Raw genomic sequence first — 13086 nt, 5'->3', positions numbered from 1 at the left:
GCCACGCTCTCTCAAAACAGAGCATAGCTGCTTTCCAATTCTTCGTGGATTCATAGTGGCTTTATTACGTTTTGATGTAAAGAGTTAATATCGGCGAGGTATGCATAAAAAAACACCGAGCATAAAGCTCGGTGTTTTGATGTTTAGTGCAAGACTCTATTAGTCTTTGTACAGTTTAAACTCTTCTGCACACTCAACCAGCTGGTCACGCGTTAGCATAAACACGCCATGACCGCCGTTCTCGAACTCAATCCAAGTAAATGGAATCTCTGGGTACTGTTCCATCATATGAATCATTGAGTTGCCGACTTCACAAATAAGAATGCCGTTATCTGTTAGATAATCTGGCGCGTTAGCAAGAATACGACGCACTAGTTTTAGACCATCCGTACCCGCAGCTAGCCCAAGCTCAGGCTCATGCGTGAACTCATCTGGCAGGCTGTTCATGTCTTCTTCATCCACATATGGTGGGTTGGACACGATTAGATTGTATTTCTCTTTTGGAAGATCACGGAACAAATCAGAGCGAATTGGGAACACTTGCTGCTCCATACCGTGATCTTGTACGTTTTGCTCAGCCACTTGTAGAGCATCTGTAGAGATGTCGATCGCATCCACTTCTGCTTCAGGGAAAGCGTGCGCACAAGCAATCGCAATACAACCAGAACCCGTACATAGGTCCATGATGCGCGTAGGTTCTTCCACCAACCAAGGTTGGAATTCCGCTTGAATCAATTCGCCGATAGGAGAGCGTGGCACAAGTACACGCTCATCAACGAAGAACTCAAGACCGCAGAACCATGCTTTGTTTGTTAGGTATGCTGTTGGCGTACGCTCGTTGATGCGTTTTACTACGCGCTCAACAATACGCAGACGCTCGCTTGTCGTTAGGCGAGAGTTCAATACGTGCGGAGGCACATCAATCGGCAAGTATAAGGTTGGCAGGATAAGCTGAACAGCTTCATCCCACGCATTATCAGTACCATGACCGTAAAACAGGTTCGCTGCATTAAAGCGGCTTACCGTCCAACGAATCATATCTTGAAGGGTATGCAGTTCCGATACCGCTTCTTCTACAAAAATCTTATCCAAAATTGCCTCCGAAAAGCGCTACAATACTGCCAATAAAGTTTATTAATGAAATTGTTTACCTAATGAGCAAAAAAGACACCGAGAACGATGACGATTTCGCCTTGTTTCAGGAAGCAGTACAGGGCGTAAAAAAGTTGCGACAGGATACCATAATCCAGCAACCAAAAAAAAATACTAAGCAAAAAGAAATCAAGCGCTCCAACCGTGAAGCGAGTGACTCTGAATTTTACTTTTCAGATGAGTTTGTCCCTCTATTAAACGATGAAGGTCCAACTCGTTATGCACGTGACGACGTCTCCACTTATGAAGTCAAACGTCTACGTCGTGGCGTGTATGTACCGGACGTGTTCCTCGATATGCACGGCATGACACAGCAAGAAGCAAAACGCGAGCTTGGTGCGATGATAGCCTATTGCATCAAAAACGAGATTCATTGTGCGTGTGTGCAACATGGTATTGGGAAACACATCCTGAAACAGAAAGCCCCACTTTGGTTAGCACAGCATCCTGACGTTATGGCTTTTCACCAAGCGCCACTAGAATTTGGTGGTGATGGTGCGTTGTTAGTGTTGCTTTCAATTCCTGAAAAGTAACAGGCTTACCGTAGACACGATGAAACGAAAAGGCAGGGATCTCCTGCCTTTCTTATTCTGTCTCTAATTTGCAAACGCTTATTTTGGTTTAGACACTTATGGCGTAATATGCCATAGCACTTCACCATTTTGTGTTTGTAAATCATATTCAATGCACACTAGGCCTGATGTAGGAAACATCGGAGGTGTCATGTCTTTTACAAACTCTGAAGTCAGATAACCGACCAAAGGCAAATGCGATACGAACAAAAGCGAGTCCAATTGTTCGACTTCGATTAACGCACTTGCGAAATCGAAGACATGCTCGGACTGGCCATAAGGTGTAATATCTTCACAAGTTTCAATGCTTTTTGCAGAGAAATACGCACTGATCTCTTGCCAAGTTTGTTGAGCTCTAATGTACGGACTCACCAACACTTTATCGAATTGCGCAAAACCCTGTTCTTTACAGGCTCTCGCAACCGCTTCTGATTCGACTCTGCCTCTTGGGGTCAATTGTCGTGCTGCGTCTGAATCTGCAAAATGCTCGGCTTCACCGTGACGCATGATGAATATTTTCATGTTATTTCCTAGGGATAGCTAACGCTACCAAAAGGTTGACTGCTATCTTTATTAGATAGACGGGGCTAACTTTAACAATGACGAAACAAAAATACTGATATAATTATCTGTTCATTATACCAATTCGCTTGTTAAAGATAGCGACTTTCTTAACAATCTATTAAAAGAATGTACTCAGTTCATCACACTATTTAACTGTGCAATGAGTTCAGAGCATTCACTCAAACAGTTCTTCCCCATACGCAAACGCGATGGGCCTGTGCAGAAGTCTACGAATAACAAAAATACGGCAAGCAGTATTTGTCGAAACGCAAACTTTGCGCCCCCCGCGAGGGGAGCCTAAATTACTGTAATGCGAAATCTGGAGACGCATCGTGCATCTAAGTCCTAACGATTCAAATCAATACCGCTACATTACCTTGAGCAATGAACTGCGTGTACTGCTGATTCATTCCGATACAGCTCAACAGTCGGCAGCTGCTCTGGCAGTGAACGTTGGACACTTCGACGACCCAAACGATCGCCAAGGTCTGGCACACTATTTAGAACACATGCTTTTTTTGGGTACGGAAAAATACCCTAAAGTGGGCGAGTTTCAAAGCTATATTAGCCAACACGGTGGAACAAACAACGCTTGGACTGGTACAGAGCACACTTGTTTCTTTTTCAATATTGCTCCAAATGCCTTTGAAAGTGCCTTAGATCGATTTAGCCAATTTTTTACCGCACCTTTGTTTAACGAAGAAGCATTAGACAAAGAACGCCAGGCTGTCGACTCCGAATACAAGCTCAAACTCAATGATGATTCTCGTCGCCTGTATCAAGTTAACAAAGAAGTCATCAATCCAGAGCACCCGTTTTCAAAATTCTCTGTCGGAAACTTAGATACTCTTGGCGACCGAGATGGTAAATCCATCCGCGACGAAATTGTGGAGTTTCACCACTCTCAGTATTCCGCCGATTTGATGACACTGACTCTATTTGGGCCACAGTCGCTCGATGAACAGCAAGCTTGGGTAGAAACCATGTTTGCTGACATCCCAAATCACCACCTTCGTGGAAAATCGATTGATGTACCGATAGGCACTGAGGAAAGCACGGGCATTTTGGTTCAAGTCGAGCCGCTCAAAGAGTTCCGTAAACTGATTCTCACATTCCCCATGCCGGGAATGGATGCGCATTATAGCGTGAAGCCACTCTCCTACTTTGCTCACCTGTTGGGTTATGAAGGAGAAGGCAGTTTGATGCTTCAACTCAAAGAAAAAGGCTGGATTACCTCTCTCTCAGCGGGCGGCGGCGCGAGTGGCAGTAACTACCGAGACTTTACCGTAAGCTGCACCCTGACGCCAAACGGCTTAGATCATGTTGATGATATCGTTCAAGCGGTTTTTCAATACCTCTCGATGATCAAACAAGACGGGTTAGATGAATGGCGCTATCTCGAAAAACAAGCGGTATTAGAATCGGCTTTCCGCTTCCAAGAGCCATCGCGCCCAATGGATCTCGTCAGCCATCTGGTGATCAACATGCAGCACTATCAACCGGAAGACACGGTTTATGGTGACTACAAAATGGCGGGCTACGATGAGGAGTTACAGCGTTCATTGCTGCGATACTTAACCATCGATAATGTACGCGTCACTTTGATTGCTAAAGGCCTGGAATACAACCGTACTGCCGAATGGTACTTTACCCCGTACTCCGTCACACCTTTTAGTGAAGACCAACGTCGTTTCTATCAACAAATCGACCCAAGCTGGCAATTCGTCTTACCGGAAAAGAACCCTTATATTTGCTACGATCTCGACCCCATGCCACTCGAAAATGGTGATTCACTGCCAGAGTTGATTGAGGATCTCGAAGGGTTTCGGCTGTGGCATTTGCAAGATGACGAATTTCGCGTGCCTAAAGGTGTCGTTTATGTCGCTATCGACAGCTCTCATGCCGTTGCATCACCAAAGAACATCGTCAAAACGCGCTTATGTGTAGAGATGTTCCTCGATTCGCTAGCAAAAGAAACCTATCAAGCAGAAATCGCAGGGATGGGTTACAACATGTACGCTCACCAAGGTGGCGTGACCTTAACCCTCTCAGGGTTCAGTCAAAAGCTGCCTCAGTTGCTAGAAATGATTCTGCACCGTTTTGCTTCTCGAGATTTCAGCCCTGCTCGCTTTGAAACCATCAAACAACAACTGTTACGAAACTGGAGAAATGCTTCACAAGATCGCCCTATTTCGCAGCTGTTTAACGCACTTACTGGGTTACTTCAACCCAATAACCCGCCTTTCGCAACCTTAGTCGAAGCGCTAGAAGAAATCGAAGTCGATGAACTCTCGGTATTCGTAGAATCCATTCTTGCAGAACTGCACGTTGAAATGTTTGTTTACGGAGACTGGCAACGCCAGCAAGCCCATGACATGGCAACGACTTTAAAAGATGCTCTAAGAGTTAACGAGCAACGTTATGAAGAAGCACTTCGTCCGCTCATTATGCTAGGTAAAAATGGCAGTTTTCAACGTGAGGTGCATTGTAATCAGCAAGATTCCGCGGTCGTTATTTACCACCAGTGCGAGGATATTGAGCCTCGCAGTATCGCGCTATACTCATTGGCCAATCACCTTATGTCGGCAACGTTTTTCCACGAAATCCGTACCAAGCAGCAATTAGGTTACATGGTAGGCACTGGCAATATGCCGCTAAATCGTCACCCTGGTATTGTACTGTATGTGCAGTCACCTAATGCAGCACCTGCCGAGCTGGTTACCTCAATCGATGAGTTTTTAAATGCCTTTTATATGGTGCTGTTAGAGTTAAACGATTACCAATGGCACAGCAGTAAGCGCGGCTTGTGGAACCAAATAGCAACGCCGGACACCACACTTCGAGGTCGGGCTCAACGTCTTTGGGTTGCGATAGGAAACAAAGACACTGAGTTTAACCAACGTGACAAGGTACTGGCGGAGTTGAAGAAGCTGACGCGCGCAGACATGATTCGCTTCGTTGTGAACGAATTGAAACCTCGTACTGCAAATCGTTTGATCATGCACTCTCAAGGTCAAGCGCATTCGGAGGCTCCGCGCATCCATCTAGGACAAGAAATAGGATCGATTGAAGAGTTCCAACTTCGGCCAAAAGATTGCGGCTTGGGGTGATCTAGTTGCGCAGAAATAAAATTGTCGATTACTAGAATGAACCTACAAACCCATGAGGTTGTCGGTCTCATAGATTGAATCGGCACCATAATTGGCAGAAAATTGAAATTACGCCATTGCGGCTTATGCTCTAATTACCGCACTAAAAATAACTTAATGAGGTAATCATGAAAAAAGCACTTTTACTTGTGGCTCTTATACTGCCATTGGCATCTGCTCACGCTGAAATCTCAGTCAAAGGCGATGGCTTCGAATTAAGTGACGACTGTGTGCGCCTTAGCGGAGACAATGTATCCATCAAATCAGATGATTGCTCTTCAAAGCAGTGGAATGATAAAGACAAAAAAGGTAACAGCAGCGTTCACGGGGACGACAACCCAGGTAAAGGCCACAATAAAGATAAGAAAGACAAGAAGAAGTAACCATTTCTTCTTTATGAAAAAGGCTTGCCACTGGCAAGCCTTTTTCTCTACCGCAGCAACGTTTAATAGAACGTTGTCCCTTCACCAGCTCGAGTAAGCAAACCATCACATGGCGCGTAACGATCGCCATACTTCGATGCAAACTCATTCATTTTCTCTACGAGCTCTTTAATGCCAAATTGGTCCATGTAACGGAACGGACCACCCAAGAACGGTGGGAAACCAATACCAAATATCGCGCCAATATCACCGTCACGTGGCGAGCGAATGATACCATCATCCAAACAACGTACCGCTTCATTCAGCATTGGCAGCACACAGCGCAACGCAATATCGTTATCGCTTAGCTTAGATTCAGGGTCGAGCTTAAGCAGTTTGTAAACCGATTTGTCGACATCTTTCTTCTTGCCCTTGTAAGTGTAAAACCCCTTACCACTCTTGCGTCCTTTACGTCCATCATTTAACAAGATATCAAACACATCCGGCCCTTTGAATCGGTCACCTAACTCATTAACCAGGATCGGCATAATTTTCGCGCCAATGTCGACACCAACTTCATCCAACAAGGTAATCGGGCCAACAGGGAAACCAAAATCAAGCAACGCCGTATCAATCTTTTCGATCGGTTCGTTAGCCAACAAAATATGCGCCGCTTCGTTCATGTATGGAGCAAGAATGCGGTTCACGTAAAAGCCCGCTTTGTCTTTCACTACGATCGGGGTTTTACCTTGCTTCTTAGCAAGTGCAACAACTGTTGAAACGGTTTCATCTGACGTCGTTTCATGCGGAATCACTTCCACCAACGGCATTTTTTCTACCGGGCTGAAGTAATGTAAACCCACTACGTTTTCTGGACGCTCCGCTTTTTCTGCAATTTTGTGGATAGGCAACGAAGAAGTATTGGTCGCAAAGATAGTTTCTGTCTTAGCGTTCGCTTCAATGTCCGCCACCATTTTTTGCTTAAGATCTAAGTCTTCAAAAACGGCTTCAATTACGACATCAATATGATTAAAACTGGTAAAATCGACACCACCAGACAGTTGCAGCATTTTCGCTTGCAGATCGGCCTTGGATAGAATGCGACGTTTGCGCTGTTTCTCAAATAACTTGTAGTTGTAGTTGAGCGCGTTTAAAACGCCATCGTTGCTAACGTCTTTGATGCGAACAGGTACTTTTGCTTTTGCAACAGACACATGGCTGATTCCGGCGCCCATCAGACCACCACCAAGCACACCAACTTTATGAACTGGTGCTGGTTTCGCATCCGTGCCATTTTCTTTCTTCATTTCTGTTGTGGCAAAGAAGATCGAACGGAGCGCTTTTGACTCTGAGCTCATCACAAGCTCACCGAAGCGCTTCGCTTCAAGCTCTTGACCTTTAGCGAAGCCTTTCTCTAAGCCATGTTGAATAACTTCTAGAATTGCAACCGTTGCTGGATAGTTACCGCGAGTTTTTTGATTCGTTTTCTTCGCAGCTTGCTCAAATACAAACTTGCGCCCTAGCCCGCTACCAGACATCACCTTTTCTTTCGTCGATAGCTTTTTCGTGCCCTTGTTTTTACCTTTGTCGATAAACTGTTTTGCTACGTCGAGCAAAATGGTGTCAGGCACACAGGCGTCCACAACGCCCAATTTTTTAGCTTTCTTCGCACGAAGTTGTTTACCCGTCAGGATCAAGTCCAACGACGGTAACAGGCCAATCAAACGTGGCAGACGCTGAGTACCACCAGAACCTGGCAATAAACCAAGTTGTACTTCTGGCAGACCTAAACGCGTTTTGTCAGAATCCGTACAAACACGGTAATCACATGCAAGAGCCAGTTCTAAACCACCGCCCAAACATGGGCCATGAATAGCCGCAACGACAGGATACGGTAAGTCCGATAGCTGCTGGAATAAATCCTGACCTTGCCTTGCTAAGTCTTCCGCTTCACTTGCTGTGGTGCATGCTTCTAGCATTCGAACATCTGCGCCCGCAACAAAATTGTCCGGTTTTAGGGAGTGGATGATCATCCCTTTAATACCACTGGAGTCTTTTAGCTGAGCAAAAATTTCTTTCATTTCGTCAGCAAAAGCCGCCTGCAGCGTATTCATTTTTTCATTAGGAACATCAATTGCTAACCAAGCAATATTTTGCTCATCAACCTTTAGACTAAATGCTTTTTGCTCGCTCATTACTCAACCTCCAGAATCATTGCCGCACCAAGACCACCAGCAGCACATGCGGTATTCAATGCAATACCACCGCCACGGCGTTTTAGTTCTCGTAGGGTTTGCGTCATCATACGCGCACCAGTCGCAGCAAATGGGTGACCATAAGCAATTGATCCGCCAAGCACGTTGAACTTATCCATGTCAATTTCACCAATCGCTTTTGAGCGACCAAGGTTTTCTTGAGCAAACTTATCGGAAGCAAACATCTTCACATTCGCCAATGCTTGAGCAGCAAAGGCCTCGTGCATGTCGATCAACGTCAGGTCTGACAGTTCCAAGCCTGTATTTTCAAGCACTTTCGCTGTGGCATAAGTCGGCCCCATCAGCATGTCCTTTTCCACGCCGATAGCAGAGAATGCATAACCTCGGATGTAACCAAGAATCTCCATTCCGAGCTCTTTCGCTTTACCTTCTCGCATCAACATCACTGCCGCACCACCATCAGTCAATGGCGTACTGTTCGCAGCCGTAACACTGCCATACTGACGATCAAACGCAGGTCGCAATTTCGCGTATCCCTCAACCGTTGAGTCATGACGGATATTGTTGTCTTCCGAAATCCACTTTTTGTATGGTTCAGGGAAAGCCGTCATCACTTCATCTTGGATTTTTCCTTCTTTCCAAGCTTGAGAAGCCAGCGTATGAGAACGATGTGCAAGCGCATCCTGTTCTGCGCGAGAAATACCATGTGTTTTAGCCATTTGCTCTGCAGTTTGTCCCATGGATAAACCCGTAGAGTACTCTGCTACTGCTGGTGGCACTGGCATCAGGTCTTTAAAGCTCAAGTTTTTGAGGATACTAAGCTTCTGACCCATTGTTTTTGTCTTACTAAGAGCAAGCAGATTAGCAGCCAATCTCTTTGATACGCCAATAGGCAGGACGGAAGAAGAGTCTGCACCGCCAGCAATACCAATATCGATGGTTCCCGCCATGATGCTTTCTGCGACATTAACCGCCGCTTGAAAACTCGTCGCACACGCTCGAGTCACACTGTAAGCATCAGTATGGATGTTCATACCGGTGCCTAACACGATTTCTCGTGCGATGTTTGGCGCTTCAGGCATTTGTACTACTTGTCCAAATACCACTTGTTCGATTAGCTTCGGATCAATATCTGTTCGAGCAAGCATTTCGCTTACTACCATTTTCCCTAAATCGACCGCTGGCACTTGGCTAAATTCCGTGCTTTGACGAGCAAAGGGAGTTCGAAGCCCCGCGACAATAGCGACACGCTCACCATTGCGTGTTTTTACTTCCTGCTTGCCCATTGTTTCTCCTTAAATACAAGAGGTCTGACCTGATGCATTGTAATGAATTTGTTAAATTTATCAAACGTGCGTTTAAATAAACGTGAAGCAAGTAGTTCAATTACTCTACTTCTTTGATTCTTATGCGATTACTAATGGTTAACTATAGAGAGTTAAAACGGTAAGAGGTATACGGAAAGTAAAATCGAAGCAAAAAAAAACCACACATAACTGTGTGGTCGGAATATCTATAAAACAATTAACTTACGCCAATTGAAAAGTAATCAGTTTCCTGATTAGGAGAAAGTAAAGTCAGCCTTCAAAAGGAAGTGTCATCTTGCTCAACATGTTAGTCGCAATGACTAACGAGATGACAAGGTGTACTATAACCCCTTCACTGCTTGATATTTTGAAATAGATCAATTTTATAGTGATTTTACGAGTTTTAAGCTCACCTAAAGCGATTATTGATTCAAAACAATTCAAGAATCCACCATCAGAAGTCCCTTTTAATGCTCCATCGAGTGAACTTATCCAAGCCATTGATTACTAATGATGATATTGTTAACAATATATATCAATTCGTGTTCGATGATATCTGACATTTGCGTATACACTTTTAGGTAACCACATGGCTTATTGTGTCAAAGGGGTTGCATGACAAATCCTGCAACCAAAACCGCTAAGCGATGAAGCAAGTAAAGTCATGCTCAGAACAAATAAGAAACTCACAGAGCGAGGATGGAGGCTCCTGTGGCCATATTAAAAATGTTTGGAAAGAAAAATTCCAACAGTCCGGTCAACTCTGATATGGACAAGCAAAGAAAATACGAAGCGCTCGTCCGAGGGTATCATCGTGACTTGTACCGCTACGCATATTGGTTGTGCAAAGATAAAGCGGTCGCGGAAGATCTAGTTCAGGAAACCTGTCTTAGAGCTTGGAAGTCACTCGATAGCCTCCAAGACGAAAAAGCTGCCAAGTCTTGGCTCATCACAATATTGAGACGAGAAAATGCGCGCCGCTTCGAACGTAAACAATTTGATTTAGTTGATATCGATGATTACGGCAATGATGCTAAAGTCAGCGATGACTCACATCATCAGCAAGAATGGCTGCAGGCACAGATCATGAAGCTCGATGTTGAATATCGTGAGCCTTTATTTCTCCAAGTTGTCGGTGGTTTCAGTGGAGAAGAAATTGGCGACATTCTTGATTTAAATAAAAACACAGTGATGACTCGACTATTTCGCGCTCGTAATCAACTTAAAGAGATGTTGGATTCTCAAGATACTAAGAGAGGACAAAAGAATGGATGATTTAGAATTTCGTCGTCGTATTTTGTCGGATCCAAAACAAAAGGATGAAGAGATTCTGCAAGCTTTAGCTGGTAGCGACGCCAACAATAAGTTTGTTGATGACGTTTTGGATCTCGATGTAAAAATTAAACAAGCCATGAATGTGGATGTACCCGAAGATCTCGCAGATAAGATTTTATTTAGCCAGACGTCGAGTGCACTTGATGAAGAGAAGGTCGTCAGACCAAACTTTGTCCGCAAAGCAATGGCACTTGCCGCTTCTATTGCGTTCACCGCAGGATTATTAGTTGGCCAAGTAAACTGGGGAAATGTTTTGGTGTCTCCAGCACAAGCCAGTTTAGCGGATACCGCGATGAAACACGTTATTCATGAAGAACCGTTTGTTCGTCATCTTGATGAGGATGTACCGAGCTCGCAAATTAATGCGAAAATGTCGCCATTTCATTACCAGTTTAGTGAAAACTTTCCATATCACGTTTACTACCTAAACCACTGCGGTTTTGGCGAATCCAATGCGGTGCATATGGTGTTCCAAGGTCCAAAAGGTAAAGTAACGTTATTTATTACTGGTATTCCAAGCGAACAAAGTACCGACTTTAGTAAGGATGGCATGACCGGAATCGTTCAGCCCGTCGGGAGTTCAAGCCTGATTTTAGTCGGGGAAGAAGGTGAAAATATTGATGCGATCGCTACGACTCTTGCATCAATGATTAAGCCAATGTAACAACTTCGACGATTTCCAGCCTTCAAAAGGTTAAATGCCGCTAAATGATCTTATTTAGCGGCATTTTTGTATAAATAGAACACAAAACATTCACCACCCCTATCGCATTTAGAGCTTAAACTCTAAATTATGCATTTTAAGTGCAATTTCCCGTCTTTTAGACATCATTTCTGCAATTTTTATTCAATTTTATCCAATGGTCGGATTTGTCCAAGCAACTATTGATACTACTATCTGCGCCACTGAGCAAAAGCTCAATTTATCGTCCAAAGAGACGAATCTAATAAGGAAAAACAAATGACTCAGAACACGCGTCTGTTTAAAAAGACTCTCCTAGCAGTAACGGTAGCTTTTGCCTCAGGTCAATCGATGGCAGCGGGTTTCCAAATCAACGCTCAATCAGCAACTGGCATCGGCCGTGCATTTGCTGGTGATGCAGTAATCGCAGATAATGCAGCAGTAATGGCTCGTAACCCAGCAGCAATGGCTCTGTTTGATAAAATGGAACTGTCGCTAGGTTTCGAAAGCATTACTTCAATGATTGAAGTGAAAGATGCGAAATATAACGTTAATACTCCTTTGGGCTCCAGTACTGTAAATGTTGCTGACACTGATGATGTGGGTGATACGTCAATAGCTCCAAACATTCACCTAATCGTTCCAGTAAATGACAAGTTTGCATGGGGCGTAAACGCATACTCTAATTTCGGCACTAAAACTGAATTTTCAGATAACTACACCGCAACCGAGTACGGTGGTCTTACGGATGTAAAAAGCTTCAACTTTGGATTGGCGGGTTCTTACCGTTTAAACGAACAATGGAGCTTTGGTGCTGGTTTAGATTTAATCTACGGCCAAGGCACAATGAAGCGTACAACTAGCTCTTCAGTCCCAGGGGTTGGCGGTCAAAAAATTCTGGACGTAGATAAAGCTGATGGTTGGGCTGTTGGTTTTAACGTTGGTACTGTGTACGAACTAGATGAAAACAACCGTTTTGGTCTAGCGTATCGTTACAGCCCTGAATTTACGGCGAAAGACGACAAAGGTCAGGAAATCACGCTACCTCTACCAGATATGGCCGAATTTTCTGGTTTCCACAAAATCCAAGACACTAAGTTTGCTGTACACTACAGCATCCAATACATCGGTTGGAAAGATTTCGACCAAATTGATTTTGAGAACCTAAATCAGGGTTTACTTAAAGGTGGTTACTCGAAAGACTATCAATGGCAAGATGGCTGGCACTACGCAATTGGTGGTACTTACTACCTAAACAACAACTGGACACTTCGTGCTGGTTACATGTACGACACAAGCGCTCAAGATAAAGTAACGTCTATCTCGGTACCAGACTCAGATCGCCAGTGGTTCTCCACAGGTTTCTCTTACCATATTGATAATAGCTCAAACATCGATTTTGGCTTCACGTACTTGTTAGGTGAAGATGTAAAAGTTAATGAGAATACTCAATTAGCTCCTGGTCTTTCTACCGGTGTAACAGCAACAACTCATGCTGATGCAATTCTATTCGGCTTACAATACAGCCGTAGCTTCTAAACACTTCGCTGTTAGTTAGTAGAAAAATACTTTATATAAAAGGCTGGATTTCCAGCCTTTTTTCATATCTGCGATTTATTGCCCACTCAATTTGAGTGAACACGTGTATCTAAATCTCACAATTAGGACGCACAGCTGTTCGCTGAATTCCGTTTACAAGCCTTTCACAGTTAGATTATTAAACCGCACAAATAACATTTGAAAGGAT

At 44.1% G+C, this 13086-nt stretch carries 10 protein-coding genes; 6 read left to right on the top strand and 4 right to left on the bottom strand.

The features are described from left to right. Positions 1 to 159 precede the first annotated feature (159 nt). A complete protein-coding gene (prmB, locus tag R8N47_RS03825; RefSeq protein WP_005380541.1) occupies positions 160 to 1092 on the bottom strand; it encodes a 50S ribosomal protein L3 N(5)-glutamine methyltransferase in 933 nt (310 codons plus the stop codon). Positions 1093 to 1154: 62 nt separating this feature from the next. Between prmB and smrB the strand changes: the two genes are divergently transcribed. After that, complete coding sequence (gene smrB, locus R8N47_RS03820; protein ID WP_005380539.1) at positions 1155 to 1685, top strand: endonuclease SmrB; 531 nt, start codon at positions 1155 to 1157, stop codon at positions 1683 to 1685. A 96-nt stretch (positions 1686 to 1781) separates the two neighbouring features. On the opposite strand, the gene sixA is transcribed toward smrB, so the two are convergent. Continuing rightward, positions 1782 to 2246 (bottom strand): phosphohistidine phosphatase SixA, encoded by a 465-nt coding sequence (gene sixA / locus R8N47_RS03815; protein WP_005380537.1) that lies wholly within the window; start codon positions 2244 to 2246, stop codon positions 1782 to 1784. Positions 2247 to 2620: 374 nt separating this feature from the next. On the opposite strand from sixA, the gene R8N47_RS03810 reads away from it, so the two are divergent. Both R8N47_RS03810 and R8N47_RS03805 read left to right on the top strand, forming a co-directional pair. Beyond that, entirely contained in the window at positions 2621 to 5398 is a 2778-nt protein-coding gene (locus R8N47_RS03810) for an insulinase family protein (RefSeq protein ID WP_017635935.1), read from the top strand. A gap of 167 nt (positions 5399 to 5565) precedes the next feature. Beyond that, entirely contained in the window at positions 5566 to 5820 is a 255-nt protein-coding gene (locus R8N47_RS03805; RefSeq protein WP_005384444.1) for a hypothetical protein, read from the top strand. A gap of 62 nt (positions 5821 to 5882) precedes the next feature. Here the strand turns inward: R8N47_RS03805 and fadJ are convergent, their stop codons facing one another. Continuing rightward, positions 5883 to 7994: a fatty acid oxidation complex subunit alpha FadJ gene (fadJ, locus tag R8N47_RS03800; protein ID WP_005380532.1), complete on the bottom strand. Its 2112-nt coding sequence runs from the start codon at positions 7992 to 7994 to the stop codon at positions 5883 to 5885. Further along, positions 7994 to 9301 (bottom strand): acetyl-CoA C-acyltransferase FadI, encoded by a 1308-nt coding sequence (gene fadI / locus R8N47_RS03795; RefSeq protein WP_213913642.1) that lies wholly within the window; start codon positions 9299 to 9301, stop codon positions 7994 to 7996. Before fadI ends, fadJ begins: the two co-directional genes overlap by 1 nt. 720 nt (positions 9302 to 10021) lie before the next feature. On the opposite strand from fadI, the gene R8N47_RS03790 reads away from it, so the two are divergent. The 3 genes from R8N47_RS03790 (at position 10022) to R8N47_RS03780 (ending at position 12878) form a co-directional block, all read left to right on the top strand. Continuing rightward, complete coding sequence (locus R8N47_RS03790; RefSeq protein ID WP_005380528.1) at positions 10022 to 10597, top strand: sigma-70 family RNA polymerase sigma factor; 576 nt, start codon at positions 10022 to 10024, stop codon at positions 10595 to 10597. Then, the gene (locus tag R8N47_RS03785; protein WP_017635939.1) at positions 10590 to 11321 is read left to right on the top strand and encodes a DUF3379 domain-containing protein; all 732 of its coding nucleotides are present in this window, start codon (positions 10590 to 10592) and stop codon (positions 11319 to 11321) included. The genes R8N47_RS03790 and R8N47_RS03785 overlap by 8 nt, the downstream gene beginning before the upstream one ends. 297 nt (positions 11322 to 11618) lie before the next feature. Then, on the top strand, positions 11619 to 12878 hold the full coding sequence (locus tag R8N47_RS03780) for an outer membrane protein transport protein (RefSeq protein ID WP_064354222.1): 1260 nt from the start codon (positions 11619 to 11621) through the stop codon (positions 12876 to 12878). Positions 12879 to 13086: the final 208 nt, after the last annotated feature.

This window comes from Vibrio sp. 2132-1 (assembly GCF_033344315.1).
This window is presented reverse-complemented; position numbering and strand designations above follow the sequence as displayed.

Coding starts and splice junctions, on each gene's coding strand:
- R8N47_RS03790 (WP_005380528.1), top strand. CDS start 10,022: ATGGAGGCTCCTGTGGCCATATTAAAAATGTTTGGAAAGAAAAATTCC.
- R8N47_RS03780 (WP_064354222.1), top strand. CDS start 11,619: ATGACTCAGAACACGCGTCTGTTTAAAAAGACTCTCCTAGCAGTAACG.
- smrB (WP_005380539.1), top strand. CDS start 1,155: ATGAGCAAAAAAGACACCGAGAACGATGACGATTTCGCCTTGTTTCAG.
- R8N47_RS03785 (WP_017635939.1), top strand. CDS start 10,590: ATGGATGATTTAGAATTTCGTCGTCGTATTTTGTCGGATCCAAAACAA.
- fadI (WP_213913642.1), bottom strand. CDS start 9,301: ATGGGCAAGCAGGAAGTAAAAACACGCAATGGTGAGCGTGTCGCTATT.
- fadJ (WP_005380532.1), bottom strand. CDS start 7,994: ATGAGCGAGCAAAAAGCATTTAGTCTAAAGGTTGATGAGCAAAATATT.
- R8N47_RS03805 (WP_005384444.1), top strand. CDS start 5,566: ATGAAAAAAGCACTTTTACTTGTGGCTCTTATACTGCCATTGGCATCT.
- sixA (WP_005380537.1), bottom strand. CDS start 2,246: ATGAAAATATTCATCATGCGTCACGGTGAAGCCGAGCATTTTGCAGAT.